Annotated in this window: 14 protein-coding genes; 4 read left to right on the forward strand and 10 right to left on the reverse strand. The window is 33.2% G+C overall.

Annotation, left to right across the window (positions count from 1 at the left end):
• Window positions 1-175: 175 nt before the first annotated feature.
• The 10 genes from WAA15_RS22785 to WAA15_RS22830 form a co-directional block, all read right to left on the reverse strand.
• A complete protein-coding gene (locus tag WAA15_RS22785) occupies window positions 176-2,041 on the reverse strand; it encodes a hypothetical protein (RefSeq protein ID WP_337045158.1) in 1,866 nt (621 codons plus the stop codon).
• Between the two features lie 1,293 nt (window positions 2,042-3,334).
• Complete coding sequence (locus WAA15_RS22790; protein ID WP_337045159.1) at window positions 3,335-4,369, reverse strand: PDDEXK nuclease domain-containing protein; 1,035 nt, start codon at window positions 4,367-4,369, stop codon at window positions 3,335-3,337.
• Between the two features lie 367 nt (window positions 4,370-4,736).
• Window positions 4,737-5,033, reverse strand: a complete 297-nt coding sequence (locus tag WAA15_RS22795; RefSeq protein WP_337045160.1) for a hypothetical protein — start codon at window positions 5,031-5,033, stop codon at window positions 4,737-4,739.
• Window positions 5,034-5,320: 287 nt separating this feature from the next.
• Window positions 5,321-6,712, reverse strand: coding sequence for a replication initiation protein (locus tag WAA15_RS22800; protein WP_337045161.1), 1,392 nt, complete (start codon window positions 6,710-6,712; stop codon window positions 5,321-5,323).
• Window positions 6,713-7,451: 739 nt separating this feature from the next.
• Window positions 7,452-8,381 carry a hypothetical protein gene (locus tag WAA15_RS22805; RefSeq protein ID WP_337045162.1) on the reverse strand — a complete coding sequence of 310 codons (930 nt, stop codon included), beginning with the start codon at window positions 8,379-8,381 and terminating at the stop codon, window positions 7,452-7,454.
• Window positions 8,382-8,387: 6 nt separating this feature from the next.
• Window positions 8,388-9,344 carry an AAA family ATPase gene (locus WAA15_RS22810; RefSeq protein WP_337045163.1) on the reverse strand — a complete coding sequence of 319 codons (957 nt, stop codon included), beginning with the start codon at window positions 9,342-9,344 and terminating at the stop codon, window positions 8,388-8,390.
• Between the two features lie 334 nt (window positions 9,345-9,678).
• Window positions 9,679-10,428 (reverse strand): LytR/AlgR family response regulator transcription factor, encoded by a 750-nt coding sequence (locus WAA15_RS22815; RefSeq protein WP_337045164.1) that lies wholly within the window; start codon window positions 10,426-10,428, stop codon window positions 9,679-9,681.
• Window positions 10,425-11,414, reverse strand: a complete 990-nt coding sequence (locus tag WAA15_RS22820; protein WP_337045165.1) for a sensor histidine kinase — start codon at window positions 11,412-11,414, stop codon at window positions 10,425-10,427. The genes WAA15_RS22815 and WAA15_RS22820 overlap by 4 nt, the downstream gene beginning before the upstream one ends.
• A gap of 300 nt (window positions 11,415-11,714) precedes the next feature.
• A complete protein-coding gene (locus WAA15_RS22825) occupies window positions 11,715-12,533 on the reverse strand; it encodes a DUF4249 domain-containing protein (protein WP_337045166.1) in 819 nt (272 codons plus the stop codon).
• A 4-nt stretch (window positions 12,534-12,537) separates the two neighbouring features.
• On the reverse strand, window positions 12,538-14,865 hold the full coding sequence (locus tag WAA15_RS22830; protein WP_337045167.1) for a TonB-dependent receptor: 2,328 nt from the start codon (window positions 14,863-14,865) through the stop codon (window positions 12,538-12,540).
• A gap of 414 nt (window positions 14,866-15,279) precedes the next feature.
• Here WAA15_RS22830 and WAA15_RS22835 point away from each other — a divergent pair, with 414 nt between their 5' ends.
• The 4 genes from WAA15_RS22835 (at window position 15,280) to WAA15_RS22850 (ending at window position 19,325) form a co-directional block, all read left to right on the forward strand.
• Window positions 15,280-16,056, forward strand: a complete 777-nt coding sequence (locus WAA15_RS22835; protein WP_337045168.1) for a YHYH protein — start codon at window positions 15,280-15,282, stop codon at window positions 16,054-16,056.
• Entirely contained in the window at window positions 16,028-16,654 is a 627-nt protein-coding gene (locus tag WAA15_RS22840; RefSeq protein ID WP_337045169.1) for a toxin-antitoxin system YwqK family antitoxin, read from the forward strand. Before WAA15_RS22835 ends, WAA15_RS22840 begins: the two co-directional genes overlap by 29 nt.
• Window positions 16,618-17,271, forward strand: a complete 654-nt coding sequence (locus tag WAA15_RS22845) for an SCO family protein (RefSeq protein ID WP_337045170.1) — start codon at window positions 16,618-16,620, stop codon at window positions 17,269-17,271. The genes WAA15_RS22840 and WAA15_RS22845 overlap by 37 nt, the downstream gene beginning before the upstream one ends.
• A gap of 857 nt (window positions 17,272-18,128) precedes the next feature.
• Complete coding sequence (locus WAA15_RS22850; RefSeq protein ID WP_337045171.1) at window positions 18,129-19,325, forward strand: hypothetical protein; 1,197 nt, start codon at window positions 18,129-18,131, stop codon at window positions 19,323-19,325.
• Window positions 19,326-19,334: the final 9 nt, after the last annotated feature.

Genomic DNA, 19,334 nt, shown 5'->3' on the forward strand with positions numbered 1-19,334 from the left:
GAATAATACTTTAATTTTACGAACCCCAACTCAAAAAAACATATATTGTCTTGTATAATTTTAATTCTTGCCAAAGATCCTGTTTATTCAAAAGTGGGTCTTCAGAAAATTCAAGTTTCTAACTTGATAAAACCGGATATAACAAAAAAGCCTTACTTTGCCTATACTATGTAACTTATTTTTTCTCCAGTTGCTCTACTTTTAATTTCAGCTCTTTTATTTCTTTATTTTGCTGAATTATATTTTTATTCTGCTCTATCATATACAGCGTTAATTCCTCTACTTTCTTTAAGAGCAGTCGATTCATTTCACCTAAATCTTGGCCTTCGTTTTCAATTTCTCTGGCGGAGGGGATTTCGGGTAAGTGATTGTTTTTCTTTGTAAATTGTTCTATTTCTTCAAGACTAGGCAGTTTATACGTAGGGCTAAAGACATAGTCTGGCCAAGCACCATTTACCTGTTTTTTTACCTTTACTTTTTCGGCTATTATATTTCCGGCTACGGCTAGTTTATAATCGGTGGGTATAGTAGAAGTGCTAATTCCTACTCCTCCATTAGCATCAATAATCATTCTGCTAGTGTTATTTGTGCCAAATTGTAAAGCAGCATTTCTGGTATTAAAAATATTCATAAAATCGCCAGATGCCGTACTTGTATATCCTATCACACCATAGTCAGCATTTTCAGCTCTAAACTTTATAAATGGTCTTCCTCCTGTACCAATGGTTTCAATGGTTTGCACAGATGCGCCCGTTGTTGTATTCAGCGTTACATGCATTTTGGTTGAAGGGTTATTTGTGCCGATACCAAAGTTACCCCCATTGTTAACATAACTACTGCCGATATATGGAAAATAAGCCTTAAATGTACCTGCATCAAGCACCGCAACCCCCACTCCACTTAAATATGAATAACGATTATTTGTCCCATCGTATGCAAAGAGATAGTTGGTTACAGCCGTATTGTTGAGATATACTCCACCACCTGATGGTTTTATATAGAGATTACCGTTTGACATTGGAGTAAATGTTGTAAGATTTGAAGCATCAAATGACATTTGGGTGGTTCCGTATACATCAAGTTTGTTAGCTGGTGCTGACGTTCCTATTCCCACGTTTCCACCCCCTTGAATCATCATCAGATTAGTTGCAGTATTGGAATTGTAGAACTGAAATCCTTCATTCGTTATAGATGAATTATAACCAAAACGCATTGTACGGGCAGTACCATTGACACTCACGGCAGGGGAAATTGAATTTACTGAAGTTGAAGCTGAACTCAGGGTTAATATACCATTCACATCAAGTTTTGAAGTAGGTGCAGTGGTTCCGATTCCTACATTACCATCTTTGTCTATTCTCATTCTTTCTGACAAGCTATTCATGCTTGCGTTTGCTGTCCCTGTTCTGAAAACTAAATGGGCCTGAGTGCTGTCTGAACCAGTAATAGAGCCAATACTATTTACATAATTATTAGCAGTGTTTGTAAACCCGATTCCCCCCAAAGAGCCACTTTTTACGCTGGCTCTCCCATCAATTAAAACTTCATTTTTAAATCGGTTTCTATATGGCACAGTCACTTGTGCAGTGCCTGTCAAGGCTTCATCTACTACGGTCCAGCCTTCAAACCAACTTGCCTGTTCTGCCAGTCCTTTAGAAAAAACTCTGACCATGAATCGGATGAAATAGTCTCTGGAGTCTATATAAATTACAATCTTATTATTTTCTTTGGCTAGTTTAATGACAGGTGTATACCCACCGTAAGAAGTAGCATTATGTTTAACAAAGTAATAGGTTGCCGTGTCAGTAGGGGTTGCACTATATAAATAATAGTTAACCATTATGCCTATTGCATCGCTTGTTCCATAATTATAGCCTTCAATAATGATTGTGGGCATGTGGCTGCTGGGAGTAAATGGGATATTTGTCTTTATTTTTACACCATTTGTTGGAGTACCATTAAAATGATACGTAACAGGTTGGTATACCTGAGCGTAGGAAATTGAGCTAACTAAGACAAGAAGAAATAAAAGGTGTTTCATCAGATAATTAATGAGCTTGAATAATTGGTAGTAATAGAGCAAACTATAAGGTTTACCTTCGTAAATCTTAAGCCTTTTATATTTTCATACCGACAATTTAATTTTAATCAGAAGTAACTGATAGTTAAGTACTTATCCTTACGCATAGCTCAGGATACAGATAAGCTACTTAAATGAATGCTTATGTAAAGTCAGGCATTTCAATTCGCTGACGAGCTTATCAGCTATTTTCAATGTCTTGATTACATAAAAATTACATTTTACAATTCTTCATGAAACACATACTTCAACTCTATTGGAGATAACATAAGTGCAAGTAGTTGCAACCGATAATCACAGCGAATAAAAGAGTCGAATTTAAGAAAAATCAAACTTTGCAATAAATAAATGAACTTTCTAGACTTATACTTTTTTATTGCAATTTACTTGACAAGTTTTTTGTATTTTTGAAGGCTTTCCTTGGTAAAATCAGTTGGAGAATTTTAAAAAACTTTTTTTAAAATTCCACCTTTTGTTGAGTGACTAGTACCAAAATTAAAATTCTAGTTTGAATTAGCTTAGATTTTTACTTTAAAAGTTTTCAAATTCAAAAAATGGAAGTGTCATGCTAGAAAAATAGCTAAATGATAAGAATAGTCACAAACATCAGCTTTAAAATATTTACAGGTTACAAATTAAGTAACAAACAGAAAAAAAATCATAAAAGAGGTGTATCTATTTTGATGCAGCAAAGTAAAGATTAAAAAACTTTGCAAACAATAATTGATGACTTTTTTTTTAAACTGAACGGATTTAAAGTAGATAAAAAAAGGACTCATAAAATTAAAGTTTTTGTAACGCTCTTACCTTACTTTTAATGATACGAATCCTAGCTAAGATAGCATAAAAATACATAGTGTCTTATTTAAGTGTGGGCAAACGAGTTGAATGTCAACATGAGCTAGTCGATATAGTGAGTGTAATTTTTTATAAACTAAAGAAAGATGTACACTGGTGATATGTGCCGCTTAAAGCATTGATATGTAGAGCTAAAATTAATTGGGGAAGCTTGTGGATTATCTATACAAATCCATTGACCTTAAAATCTCTCAAATTTTATCGAAAGTTGTATAAAACAAAGACTTCAATCCCTGTAAGTAGAAAATCCAATCTTTTACATACCGTATTTTCCATATAGCCCATCTTTTTGAATCAATTATCAAGGAAACCCTAAGCAACTGGTGCCCATTCTTCAAAATTTAAACAGCTCTTAGTTTTTTATATCTAAATACACTACAGGTAAATTTATTTTATTTATTCACCTTTGGTTGAGGTAGTTTCAATGAGTTTTCGGTTTCGGCTGGCAATCATATCTGCCAGTTCTTCCTCGGTAGGTAATACGGTTTTGTACTTAGAAGCAAATAGTTGTTTGTTTTCTTGCAAAACCGAATATTTTACTATGGTTTCATCTTTTTCTGCACAAAGAATAATCCCGATTGTGGGGTTGTCGTCATCTCCTTTTTTTAGGGCATCAAACATCCTCACATACATATCCATTTGCCCTATATCTCCGTGGCTAAGTTTCGTAGTTTTCAAATCAATCACTACAAAACATTTGAGTAAATAGTTATAAAATACTAAGTCAATGTAAAAATGAGAAGTTTCGGTGCTGATACGCATTTGTCGGTCAACAAACGAAAAACCTTTGCCCAATTCGAGTAAAAATTTTTGCAGGTTATTTATTAATGCTTTTTCCAGAACCGACTCTTTCACTGTTACATCTTCGGGTATATTCAAGAACTCGGCAATGTAAGGGTCTTTTATGAAGTCAGAAAGCTGATACTTTTGACTTTCTGATTTTGTCTTATCCTGCTGTGTGGAAAGCAAGCGATGATAGTAGCCGCTTTTGATGTTTCGCTCCAATAAACGTGAACTCCAATTCTGAGTAGAGGCTTCCTCTATATAATAGTTCCGTTCGTTGGGGTCTGAGAGCCGCATAATCAGCCGAATATTTGTCCAAGTCAGATTCTCTACGCGCTGCGTAGAGAATTGTTCATAATTTGGAAATATCTGATAAAATTGCTTCATATTCCACAAGTTAGCCTCCGAAAACCCTTTGCCAAAGCTATCAGAAAGGTGTCGAGAAAGATTTGTAATGAGGTGGTCGCCATAACCGGCTCTACTTTTTCCTTGTTGTTCTTGCTCAACGATACGTTTCCCTATTTGCCAATAGGTTTGTATCATAATGGTATTTATGGCCTGATAAGATTTACTTCTTGCCTGCTTTAATAAATCGCTTATTTCGGTATAAAAAGAAGTATCAGGTTGTATTTTAATTTCTTTCTTCATTTGGTGCCGTTTGTAGGTCGTGTTTATCTGTAATGGTAGCTATTCTTTTTCGGTTTTTCAATCTTAAATACTTTGTAGACTTTGTTTAGGATGTTTACATCTTGCCCGCTATTCCAGTTAAGACTATTTAATATAGTCTGTTAAATCTTCTTCTTCATCCATCAAGTTTGCATTCGATTTCAATAAGCTAATTACTTGATCTTTTGTTATCGTTTGATTGGCAATTTTCTTCTTTTTAGCCTAATCATTAGCTAATTTGAGTATTCTGATGAGTGGTTTTTCTTTTTCTTTTGTAATGCTAAACTGGGAAGGTTATCTTAGGAGTAAAGCTCTAACAATACCGGTATTGCCTCCCTTGTGTTATATGTCAAGGCTTTTTTAGTTCCGTGATAATTCTTTTCAACTCCTGATTTTCATTGATGTAGTGTTGCACCTGCCCTTTGAGAAAAGCTACTTGAGAAAGCAAAGCGTCAACAGTACGTTGCTCTTCATTCCAAGGGGCAGCATCATTAAGAGTTTTAGCTTGATTAGCGTACCCTCGGCAAGTTGAAGAACAATATTTAGCAGTTGAGCGGTTAGCGTAATAAGGGGTTTCGCAGTACAAACAAGTTTTTTCAAAGACCTTAGCGTTGTATTTATATTTGCTTCTATCTAACGATGGCATTGTATATGTAATTTAGTCGTGTAAATATAAAAATAAAAATTCAGAATTAAAACGGAATAATACCGATATAATATCAATACATAAAAATCACTTCTTAACTCAGCCCCATATACCTATTATTAATTAACGAATCTATAATTTACGAATTGAAGTATAAAACAATAATTTCCAGACCGAACAAATAATTAAGTCTCTATTTTGTTATTTTGCAAATTACAATCATTAAAAACCTAACCCTCCCCTCCTACTTATGTTTATCGAGCTTTAATAAAGACTTTTTTATTCGTTTATTTCATCCCGAATTTTTGATTCAACTTTTGAAACTCATTCACAAAACGATTTTCGAACCAATCTGAAAAGAATGCGGCAAAGCTCCCTCCTAATCTATAATTGTATAGAAGTTCTTCTTTGCTACCAATATCAATTCCTTCAATATCTGTTTCATAATGGTTGAAGGCCAATTCGACAATAAAAGGTGGATTAGGTTCTTCTCGTAGCTGCCTGAATTCGTCTAAAAAAATCAAATTAAGTTCTGGATTTTCATTCAATAAAAATTCCATCAATTTATGCTTTGCATCTTCATGATGCTTAATATTTTGCTTTGACTCTTCTTCTTTTTGTATTTTCAATAGCTTGATAGTCTGCTCATCTTTCAATTTTTGATTTTGAATTTCTTTATTATTCTTCTCTTCTTGAATTGGGTCAAAAAGATTTGTTTCTCCCATCATTTTTTGCAAGAGCCCCATCGGATTTCTAATATCCTTCCCTTTCTCTATTTGATTCAAAACAAAATTGATACGACTCTGTATATGCTCAACCGGATATTTTTCTACCCATTTTTCGACTGTAGATTTGTTAGCTCCTTTGAATTTTTTAACAACTTTAAAAATCTCATTTACTATTAAATCGTCTTCTGTGACGCTTGGGTGTATTTCTAGTTCTTTAGTATCATCTCTTGTGTTGATGATGTCAACATTTTTCGAGATGAAGAAAATAATTTCGTAAATAGATTTCCCTCTTTTTACCTCATTAAAAGTAAATTTTATGTCGGTATATTTTTCTAAGTCTTGTTGTGCTTTTAGTATTACTCTTTTTTTCAGATTTGCATACAGCGAGTACTTGTCATCAATATCAAGCATCACTTTTAATTCATCAACAGTTAATTTTCTTTTACCAATCGTTTCATACTGCTTGAGTAATTCATAGATTCTAATTGAAAAAGAGCTGGGTAACTTCAAAACATTGCGGGCATCGTACATCAAAAATTTATTCTGAAGTTGTAAAAGATATGGCTTCATGTCAGGGTGAAAATCTATCTCAATATATTTTCCCTGCCGATTATCCAAGAAACTCTTTACCCCAGATGCTATGTGTGTAAACAATTCCATTGCTTCCCCCTGAGGAGATAGCATCGGAATTCTAATTTCACGGCTTGCTAATTTCTCTGCACCACTTTTTAATTCTTCGTACGATCGATTGTTTTTTTCTAAGTCAAATTCAGAAATTATATCTTTAAGGTAGATTCGGTATCTTTTAAAGTCTTCGTCATTTGGCTGTATCATGGTGAGCATTTTTACAAAAATTCTCATTTCCCATATATCAAATCGATAACGACCTTCCACAAGGTTGTTAGATTTACGAATAAATTTTATACCGCGAGCCTTTGTAATCTCTGTCATGCTATATATACTATATCTAACAAATATATATTACAATAGCTATTCCGCCAAATGTAATAGTAAATAATATTTCCGTTATTTGTAATAGATAGTCCGTAAAACGTAATACTTAGTCCGTATTTTGTAATAGAAACTTCCGTTATTTGTAATAGATAGTCCGTAAAACGTAATACTTAGTCCGTATTTTGTAATATTAAATCACATAAACTACTAATTATCAACTAGTTACATTAACCTAAAATACATAAACTTTAAAAAAGAATATTAAACATATCAAACACAATAGTTGCTATATAGTTGTTGTTTTATTATAAATTTTTGGATTCTTATTATTTAAAAAGGTCTACAAAGTTAAAGTCTTGTTAGCAAAACTGATTTTTAACTATTACAAAAAACGGAATGAGTAGCCCTAAATTCGGTCTTGGATAATAAATCACTAACCAATTATTACAAATTACGGAGTAAATAAACCTTTAAATGTGCCATTGTTTAAAATCAAAAACAATTATTACAAATTACGGAATGTAAAAGGTTTTATCTCTAGGTTCTAGTTCTATTGAATCCGTTTTTTGTAATAGTTAAAAATCGTATCTCTTTAACTTTATGTAGGTTCTCATAGATTGAGTGTTAAAAACAAGAAGATTACTTATAGATAGTTGAGGTTTATTTTAGGAGCCCCTACCCTATTGAATTTATATTGCAAATAAAAAAAAGCCCTCAAATTAGAGAGCCTCGAGTACTACTTTAATATTTTCAATGTTTCATTTGCGGTCTTGATAAGTTCTTCTAAATCTGATTTTTTTTGAGTTTTCGAGAATTTTTTTAGCAAAGCAGAAATCTCATCTACCTTTTCTTTGATTGGAATAGTATCTTTTGTTTTTGAAATAGAAACTGAGAAATTTTCTATTTCAGTAATATCATTAATTAAATTTTCGGAATGATAATTTTTGCCGATTTCTTGGATGGCTATCTTCTCAATTTTTATGCTACCATCCAGAATTTTGTTTCTCAAATCGGGTTGTAATTTTTCAAGACCTTTGGCAAATTCGGCGTCTCGTTTAATTGTTTTAGGGTTTACTTTATATTCTTCGGCAAGTCTTTCGGCAGTCGAACTCCCCGAAGGGACAAAATGTCCCTTCGGGGAGTCAATATCAGAATCTTCTTTATTTTTTCCCGAAAGGACATTTTGTCCCTTCGACAGATTTTCAGTTTTATCTGCTTTCTCGTTGTTATATCTTAGGCCTCTAAAGTATGCGATTTGAGTAGGAGAGAGGTTCCGTCTGCCCAATTGTAAATTAATCATATAATCTTTTGCATCCTTGATAGAATTAAAAGACAGTTGATAAATTTCGAAGGGTAGATTATGGTCAGTACAAATTTTGAAACGATTATGGCCATCTATCAAAACATATGCAATTTCATCAGAACTACTTGCTGCAATTCCTAAATTTTGCTTTGGCGTTTGCCATAGTTGTAGCGGAGTTTGACAGCCGTGTGTCAAAATATTGCTCTCTAATTGGATATACTCTTCAGTAGAAAGTGGTGGAATAAGACTGCGAAGTTCATCTATGATAACAATATTTTTTTTGATGCTATCAGCCTGTAAAATATTGCTCGATAATGCTTGTTTAGTCTTCGCAGCTAATATGTCTTTAATATTTGTTTTCATTTGGAATTATTTTACAATTTGAAGATAGGCAATATATTCGTCGCAGAAATCTTTGTAGCACTTCGCTGCCTCAGAACCATCGGCAAATTTAGCAATTGCATTTTGAGCAATTTGCGATTTTTGAAAATCAATCAAGTGCTTAATCTCAGATTCAAAAATTTTTACATTAGTTACTTCTTCTTTCACATGAGCCTTAATACCATCATGTACCGTATTTCGTTTGACCATCGTAAAAACAATTCCGTCTATTACAAGCGTAGCATTGAGGTCGCGACGTACTTCTGAAATCTTTCCCCAGATTGAGTTTAAACCTTTAACAGCCGACATTTCAGGAAGTAGCGTAATCAAACAACTCGAAGATGCTGTTAGTGCTGAGATTGTTAGTTTATTGAGAGAAGGTGGACAATCAATGATGATATAGTCGTAATTTTCGAGTAAATGTGCCATACGGTTTTTTAGACGGAACTCGCCACCTGTTAGCTCATGAAAACGCATTTCAACGTTTGCTAACTCAATGTCTGATGGAGCCAAGTCGAGGTTTTCATCTATTTGTACAACCGGAAATGCAGCATTATCAAGTAAAGCATCGGCTACTTGTACTTCTGGTAAATCTATACCGAGTACTTGGCTCAAGTTTCCTTGTGGGTCAAGATCTATTAATAGTACTTTGAAACCTCTATTAGCTAATGCTTCGCCAAGCGAAACGGTTGTAGTAGTTTTTCCGACACCTCCTTTATGATTAACTACTGAAATTACCCGAGCTTTTTGGTATAGAGTAGGAGAGTAACCATATTTTGAAAGAATGGGTAGTAGCTGGTCTAAATGTTTTTCTGGTATTGCTCTTCCTTCATTTAAAGCTCTTGTGATAGTTTGTCGTGGAATATCAGCTTCTTTTTCAAGTGTACTAATTGATAGCGCAGGGTTATGTCTGATAAATTTCAGGATTTGGGTCTGATTACTCATAAAAAGTATCTTTAAGTTTTACCCAAATATAATAAATATTGGTAAGATTATACCCATTTTCTTGATTTTTTATTTTGTTTGGAAATATAATTTTCGAAATAAGTCTATTATTTTTAAAGGAATTTATAAACTATTTGATGTTTTGAAAATGGTGAGTAGGGTAGGGGGTAAAAAGGAAATTTGAAAATAGATAGGACAGCCATGGAAATATTTACAAAATACAAAAAGACTTAGCCGAACTTTATAAAATTCCTTTAAACCTATACAGAAAATAGAAAATGACAAATCAAACTTTAAAATCCTAAAAATTCAAATTGATTTTAATCTAATTAAGTTATCCCTCTTCCATCCATCTCAAAAAATCACTGGCTTTAGCTTTACTAACAACAATATTCTCTGGTGATTTTTGTGTTAAAAGTATCATTAATTTACGTGCAAAGTAATGCTCAATTTCTTTTATAAATATTCGATTAACTATAAACTGGCGGTTTGCACGATAAAATTCATTTCCGTCAAGTATATTCTCTAATTCATCAAGCGAATAGTTAATAGTTTGTTCTTTCCCTTCAAAATAAATGATGGTTTGATGATTAATTGAATAAAAGAAAGGAATGGAATTTAGATTTAGTGGAATAATTTTTTCTCTATAATTAATCAGAATGTTTTGTTTTTTAGGTTTTTGTAATTCTTGAAGCAGAGCTTGAAATGAGCTTTTTTTTGTAAAATTTTGGGTCAGATTTTGATATTTCTGCAAGGCTCTTTGTACATCAGCTTGGCTAAATGGTTTGAGTAAATAGTCAATTCCATTGACTCGGAAAGCCTGCAAAGCATATTGGTCAAATGCTGTACAAAAAATGATTGGGCACGTTGGGGACTTTATAGAAAAAATTTCAAAACTTAATCCATCGGCAATTTGAATATCCGAGAAAATAAGGTCTGGAAATCCCGATTCATCAAAATATTCTAAACCCATTTCTACAGAATCAATTATTTCAACAATCTTGAATTTCGAATCTATTGAATTTAAAATTTTTTCAAGATTCTTAGCTGTTTTAGGTTCGTCTTCAATGATTACAATTTTCATAGTAATGGTAATTTCACAATAAAGTAATAGTCAGTTTTTTCAAATAATAAATCTTTATTTAATAATATTTTACAACGATTATTGAGGTTCTCTAAGCCTATTTTGGTAGAGGGTTCAGTGTTTCGTTTTGGCTGATAATTATTTTGAATTACTATAAAATTATTTTGTGAAAATACTTTTATGATAAGTGGTTTACTCCTCGAAATAACATTATGTTTTACAGCGTTTTCAATGAGTAGTTGGATAGACATTGAAGGTATTTTTCGCTCATAATCATTATCTGATAAGCTAATTTCCAGACTTATATTATCTTCAAAACGATTTTTTAGCATAAAGAAATAAGCATTTGCAATATTTAGTTCATCTTTAATGCTTGCTAAATTAGAATCAGAATTTTCTAAAAAATACCGATAAACTTCAGATAGCTTTATTAAGTACTCAACACTATTTTCATCCTTATCTTCGACCATCGCTTTCAACGTATTGAGTGAATTAAATAAAAAATGGGGGTTTAATTGAGCTTTTAATTGAAGAAGTTGATTTTCGAGTTGATTTCGTTTTAGTTTTTCGTTTTCGGCTTCTATTTCCTTGTATTTGCTGAAAATATTTGTTGAATATAAAAATGTAATTATAAGTAAATTGGCTACTACTCCCCTGAAACCAATTCCACTTGGTTTTATCCCCTTAACTTCATTTATAATACTTAAGTAAGTAGATAAATAAAGCATGACAAAATAAGCTAAAAAACTTGTACTGAAAATAATGATGATATAGGCCGAACGTTGAGAAAAGTGTTTGTTCGTGTAGCTAAATATTTGAAGATTAAGTATCCAAAAAAAAACTGAAAAGATAAATATTTTAAAAAAATCAATAAAAAGGTTAAATAGTTGATGGTCGTCATTTCTAATAATACTCAATACCAAGTAAATTGAGGCAATACTTGAGGAACTGAGTAATATAATACGAATGTAAATCTTTTGTGCCATTATTGATTAATTATTATATCGTAAGCATTTCTATTGTATGAGTTTATTTTCGAACAAATGCTTGCCATGTTTACAGCTATAATTTCTTGCAAAATATAATGAGAAATATGGAACCTACTGTTTAATTTGAGAATGTTAACTAATTTATAGAGAAAAAGCAAGATAACCAGCTCATTCAGTACCAATAAAAAAACTATCCGTATGCTCGGTATTTATTATTGATAAAATATAAAAGGCTTTTATTGGGCAATCTTGGATTGCCCAAACAGAAAATATAATGTTAGTCCTAATAATAGCTTTTCATAGAATTGTTATTGCTTTGGTTTCTACCGTATATGCCCCAAAATATCCTAAAGCTCCCCCTGAGATATTAGTAGGAGGGTTTGAGCCAGCTGCTCCATTGTTTAGCCCTTGTCCTTGTTGTTTAACAAGAGTCAGAAAATACTCGAAAGTAGCCTTATCTATACACTGCATTTCAATGCTTATTTTATCACCCGAATTAATATCAATCCCACTATCAATTACTTGTTCAACTTGATTGCCATTGTTGAATACGTCGTTTCTCACAAAGAAGGCTCTACTTCTTATACCATCATTGCCGATTGTTGCCCAACGATAATAATTGATTTGATCTTTTGGATCTTTGTAAATCACTACCATTTTGGTTTTTGTATCAATTCTGGAGATAGATTGATACTTTAATGCTTGAAAGACAACTTTTTGAGGCATTGTAGATGTGGCCTCATACGTTTTTCCGTTGTATTTTACTGTCAATTTATAGGTATGTCCTGAAATCCCTCTAAGTTTTTTGATAGGATATACCTCTAAAAAACTTAGATCTAATTCTTCATTTTCACCTGTTGTTACATCTGTAATATTAACTTGCGCAGTAGTGATTAGTGGAAATTCATTTCTTTGCTGAAAATCTTGCGTTAGTGTAATTTTGACTTCATTTTGGGTACTATCGTCGGTTATTTTTCCCTCAATTACCAATTGTGGTTCTATGCTTCTAAGGTTGAGTTCGACAGTTTCTATACACGAGCTTAAGTTGACAGCTAAAAGGATTATTACTCCTATGCTCTTGATTGAAGTAATAGTTGATTTATTGAAAATATTCATTGTTTTAAAATTTGAAATTATAGGTAATGTAAGGTACATATTTGAAAAGAGTAACTTGACTTACTTCAGTAATATCTGGATTATCAATACTTTGACCGAAGTTATAGACATAAGGATTTGACCTACCATAAGTATTATAAAAACCAAAAGAAAGATTTGATTCTCGATTTACTTTCTTACTTAGGTTTACGGTAGCACCTAAATCAAGGCGGTGATAGTTGGGCATTCGATAGCCGTTTCGTTCGGAATATAAAAACGCAATCCCACCATCAATACGGTATTTAGCCGTTGGAAAGGTAACAGCATTACCAGTATTATAGACCCAAGTAGCTGAAATTGACCATTTTTTAGAAAACTGATAAGTACTAACTATCGAAATATCATGGGTACGGTCTTGTTTAGCGGCATACCATTCACCATTGTTTATCCCATCAATTTGTCGTTCACTTCGGCTGATAGTATAACCGAGCCAACCCGTAAGGCTGCCTGATTTCTTTTTTAATAAAAACTCTGCACCGTATGCTCTTCCACGTCCAAAAAGTAGTTGTGATTCAATATTTTCTGATAATATAAAATCCGCTCCATCTTTATAGTCCAACTGGTTTTGCATGGATTTATAATAAATTTCAGAGCTAAACTCATAAGCATTGTTTTTTAAATTCTTAAATAATCCGAGAGAAATTTGGTCGGCAACTTCTGGTTTTATATTGTTAGTATTCATTAACCAGCGGTCTGTCGGTGAAGCTGCATTTGAGCTACTGAGTAAATGTAAATGCTGTGTATTACGGCTGTAAGCAACTTTAAGAGACAGGGAGGGATTTAATAAATAGCTTGCCGAAATACGTGGTTCGAGTTTAAAATAGGTTTTTACTATTTCATTTGAACCATATTTTATCGTATTTGTCAAATTTCCTTGTTCATCATATTCATAAAAATCACTGCCTCCCATTACAGTAAAAGCACTTAACCGTAGACCATATTCGATGTTAAACTTTTCTGTTGAGTTCCACTTGTTTGTAGCATAAATGGCCGACTCATAAGCTGTTTTATTAGGTTCAGTAGTAGTGTTTACACTTGAGTTTTCGGCAGTCGATTGTCGTATACGAGGTGTAAGCGTATGATGAATGACGTTGGCACCAAATCGAATAGAATTCTGAGGATTTGGAAAAAAACTAAACTCTTGTTTTAGATTAATATTCTGAATATCTGAACTTAACTGAAATTGATTAGAGCCATTAGCCACATTCACTTGATAGTTATACTTACTATAAATTAGAGAAGTATTACTAAAAATTTTCTCTGAAAAAAGATGATTCCAACGAAGCGTACTAGTAGTATTTCCCCAATCAATGCCAAATAAATCATTGATACCGAATTTATCTCTACCAAAATACCCTGATAAATAAAGGCGGTCTTTATCTGAAAAAGTATAGTTCAGTTTGACGTTGAGGTCGTAGAAATAAAGGGTATTTTTGTTAAGATTTTCGTTGTTTGATAATTTCAAGAAAGCATCGGCATAGGTGCGTCTTCCTGTAATCAGGAAAGAGCTTTTATTTTTTTGAATAGGGCCTTCTATTGATAAGTGACTGGCTATGAGTCCTATACCACCACCCATACGAAAGTCTTGATTATTACCATCATTCATTTTTATATCTAAAACAGAAGAAAGTCGGCCACCATATTGGGCAGGACTATTACCTTTATAAATACTTAAATCCTTAATGGCATCAGCATTAAATGTGCTAAAAAAACCTAACAAGTGTGAAGCGTTATAAACAGGGGCCTCATCAAGTAAGATTAAATTTTGGTCTATATTGCCACCTCTTACATTAAATCCACTGTTCCCTTCACCTGCCGACTTTATGCCTGGTAATAACTGCATCACTTTTAGAGGGTCTCGCTCGCCAAGTAGTACGGGTACTTGATTGATTTCTTTGATGTTGAGTTTTTCAAAACCCATTGCAGGATTACTCACGTTTTCGTTGGCAGCAGTTGCTTTTACTACTACTTCGTTGAGCATACTAGATTCTTCAACTAATTGAAAATTAATCTTTTGATTGGAGGTAAGTACAACTTTTGATTCTTTGGTTTCATAACCGATCATACTTGCTAAGATAGTGTAGCTACCCTGTTGAATGGTAAGTGAGTAGAAACCGTATTCATTGCACGAGACTCCAACGTTTGTCAATTCTTTAATACGAACTGTTGCTCCAATCATCGATTCACCAGTTTTGGTATCTTTTATAGTACCACTAATGGTAAATTTACTTTGTGAGAATGTTGTGTTATAACATAACAAACAATAAAAAAAAATACTATTGATTTTGAACATACTTTTTGCTTTTTTAGGGCAAAAGTATGAGTAGGTACTATTCTCAAATTATTGTTGGTTACTGTATTGGACAATTTATTAACTGAAACGGGCAAAAGTTGTTGGATTTCCTTTAATGATTTTAGGGAATAATAATATTAATTGTTTGCTTAAATTATCTATTAATTTAACCTTAACACAGGACTATTTTTTATAAAGACATTTAATGTAGATTTATAGAAAAAATAAGTAGCTAATGCTTCAACAATTATGCACTATTGTATTGATTGCACTTCGATGATGAGTATGCTATAATGACTAGTTATTTATCAAAACAGTCATATTATATGGAAAAAATAAAAAAAGAGAAAACTTTTTAAGAAAAAACCGTCTAACAGTAAAGATATTTTTTTCTCACTAAACGTTCATTACAAAATGTCAAAATTAGAGTTAAAACTTTCGTTTTGGGGCCTGTTGGTTGCATCTTTTTTGGTAAGCTCTTGCAAATCAACAGATAACAGTATATTAAACCCTACATCTACTAACAATACTGACATTACCTCCGTTGTTCAATCTAAGTTTCTTACAAACAAAGGTGTAACTATCAGTGTAAATGGGGCAAGTATTACTATCAAGAGTGATGGCAGGCCCAATAACCACAAATCACCTTACTGGGGGGTAGGAAACGCGTTGTATGAACCTATGCCTTCTGGCCATGTCATCAACCCTAATAAAATGGTCGCTCAAAATTATTCGATGACAATCCCTACGCAACCAACCGCAGCAAGTTCTCATGAAGCCACAGGCTTGGGGGCTATCGGTATGGCATTAAATGGCGTAGCAATCTTTAACGACCAAGAAGGCCCAAATACAGCGTTAGACGCAGGAAAGATTTCATCCTTAGATGCTTCAGGAGCTCACCCTGAACAAACAGGTGCTTATCATTATCACGTTACAGGGGTCAATACCACAACAGATGATGCTAATTTGGTCGGGTTTCTTCGTGATGGATTCCCGCTTTATGGCAGAAAAGACAAAGATGGCTCTTATCCATCAAATTTAGATACTTATGGCGGGCATACGGGGGCAACTGCTGAATTCCCTAATGGAATTTATCACTACCATACAAGTAACATAAATTACTTGAATACTGGTTATTATATATTGAAATCAGGAAGCTACTATGGCACTAAAGGGACATTCACTAATTAAAGTTTTTATCGTTTTTTGTTCTTTATTGGTGCTTTTCAATTGTAAAAATACCAATAAAGAGGCCTTAACTATGGCTGACTATTCACCTGTGGATATTTCAAAGATTTCGACGGATACTGTAAATATTTTAAAAATAGAGTTAAGAAACGGCATTTGCTACTACCAAAACAAACCCTTTTCTGGTTTTGTTGAAGAACGATACCCCAATAGCACTATTAAATTTATTGGTTCTTACTTAAATGGAAAATTGCACGGTGTGAGCAAAACTTATTTTGAAAACGGTAAACTTCAAGCAATAAGAAGTTATAAAGAAAATTTAAGTTATGGTATACACTTGGGATATTGGGAAAATGGTAAGCCGAAATTCAATTATTTTTACCTAAATGATAAACGAGTAGGGTATCAGAAAGAGTGGTATGAAAGCGGGGTATTGTATAGAATACTCAATTATGTTGATGACCATGAAGAAGGTATGCAGCGTGCATGGCGTGAAAATGGAAAACTGTTTATCAATTATGAGATAAAAGATGGTGTTCGTTATGGGCTTCAAAAATCTGCTTTGTGTTATACATTAAAAAACGGCAAAATGTTAAAATGAAGATTATAGCTTTTTTATTGGCCATTTCTCTTTTTTCTTCTTGTAAAAAAGAAGAAAAAAGACTGCCATTTTATGATACGCCCGATTTTACACCCAAATGGATAAATGAAGTACCCGATAATTTTCATCAAATCAGACCTTTTAAGCTTATAAACCAACAAAATCAAGCCTTTACAGAAAAGGATATTACTGGCAAAATCTGTATTGTTGATTTTTTCTTTACTTCTTGTCCCGGAATTTGCCCCAAAATGACCAAAAATATGTCGGTTATTCAGCAGGAGTTTCTCAGCGATAATAATGTACTTTTGATTTCACACAGTGTTACGCCCAATAAAGACAGTGTTGATGTTTTAGAGAAATATGCGCGTTTAAAAGGAGTGGTTTTCAATCGATGGAAACTTTTAACAGGAGATAAAAATGAAATTTATGATTTGGGTAGAAAATATTATTTTGTGGAAGAAGATGAAGGAATAAAAAAAGATAATAATATTTTTCTGCATACTGAAAACTTCATTCTGATAGATAAGCAACGACACATCAGAGGTATCTACAATGGCATTGACCCTAATAGTATTCAAGATGCAATAAGAGATATAAAAATTTTGGAACAAGAATAATACAAACGTACAAGATTCGTCGTGAGCAGAATGGAAAATAGCCAACACAAGTAGTTTATTGTTTGTGTAACCGTGAAGAGGGTAGCTCAATAGTAGGTTTCAGCAAGAATACTTTTCATTCAGCTTCTTTGGTCATTTCTTGTCGGCGGCTCTTTCTTCCTATGGCTAGTGGACTGTTTAAACCTGATTTTGTCTGTTTACGAATTAAACACTATTCAAACTCAGCAAATGATGCTGAGATACTAAAAATAATCTTCCTTGTGAAGCAATAGTCTAGCACCACTCTCAGACTCTTTTCTTAAATAGACCTATTTCTTTACTAAACGGAAATAGCATTGGCAAACTTCGGTCATTGAATTAAGTTTGTATTCATATAATTGTTTAGAAAGTTATTCAAGAACCCAGATTCATGCCTAAAGCCACAGCTATCAAACACGGAAAAAGAGTAGAGTTGGTGAGATTCTGCTGATAGATAAAGCAAAGTCCACTAGCTCTAATAAGGTTTAGGGGCCACCGCTTCTGTTTTGGCTATTAATTAATTACCACTAAAAGGTGGAAAATAAGATTAACTTATGCACTTGGATGGGATATCCTCCAGATTGCTAGTGAGTACTTTGTCATTAAAGCAAAATATGCCTTTAGGTAAATCTTTACGAAAATGCCGACACTCAATCTCTGTAAGTGAGCTGAAAGCAAAGCTAGTAATATCCAAAGTAAGTCTATGAAAACGATTGAAAAATTGAGAATTAGTGTATTCAAACTAGAATTATTGTTTTTTGAAGAATTGTACTATCAAAAAATAGACCCAAAAAATAAATATTTGTCTCTTAATAATTTGCGAAAAGTGTAAAATAAAAATGAACTACGTCAATTTATCTCAACTTTGCTGTTTATTATTCTTATTCTCCTGTAGCCCAAGCACTGAACCGAGTACCCCGCTTCGCATTATCAGTTTTGGATTTGAAGGTGTTAAAAGCCTAAGTACAACCATTGACCCCAGTACTCAAACCATTACAGTGGAAGTCCCTTATCAAACCTCCATTAGTGCTTTGGTACCTCTGATCGGATTGGAGGCAGGTGTGAGTATTGTTCCTGCATCGGGTCTAACGCAGAACTTCACTCAGGCAGTTTATTATACTTTATTCAATGGGAAAAACCGAAAAATCTATACCGTTAATGTTAAAGTGGCTAACCAGCTCCCTCCTGAAATCACTCAAATAAAAACCGATACCGTAGAAGCGGGTAAAGATTTAAACATTGTTGGAAAAAACTTCGGTAAATTTGCTTTGGACATCCAAGCATTTTTGATAGACAAGGACAATAAAGAAAGCCTGCTTAAACACCAATTAATTGATTCAACCCAAATCAGGTTAACAACTGCCATTGAGCAAAATCCGGGTTCTTATCACATTAAAGTTACAGTAAAAAAACAGACTGTTATTTCGGATGGCAGCATCTGGGTGGGGTATCCCAGCCCTCAATTAACCGCCATTTCCCATGCTAATTTACGTAAAGGCGATACCTTGTGGTTAGAGGGAAAGTATATAGATGCGAATCAATACCGTTTTCTTTGTCAGTTACAGAACAAAAATATAATCTACACTTTGGCTATGACAAAGGCCCTGACCGATAAATTAGCTTTTATCATTCCTAATAATGTGACAATCGGTGAATATGCAGTCAAAATAATTAATACTTCGGAGAAAAAAGCCAGTGCAACACTGGCAAGGTTAATTTACATTTATGACCCTAGCTTACCTTTTGTAACTGATATTGTACAGCCCCAAGCATTCTATAAAAAATCGGAGAAAATTACTTTTCATACTATCCATTTTGATGCCATAGAAGCGAGATTTTATCAAGTGAATTTAGTTGGAGTATACAAAACATATATCCAAAATGGTATCTATGATGACAGCCAAAAGACCTTGAGCATTGAACTACCCGATGTCATTCAGGTGGGAAATTATGAAATTCATTTCTCGCTCTCGGACCCTAAAAAATCGATTCAATATTCATTTCAGACGGACTTACAAATTGCCGTAAAAGAATAAAATAAATTT

Source organism: Emticicia sp. 17c (assembly GCF_037153985.1).
GTDB lineage: Bacteria > Bacteroidota > Bacteroidia > Cytophagales > Spirosomataceae > Emticicia.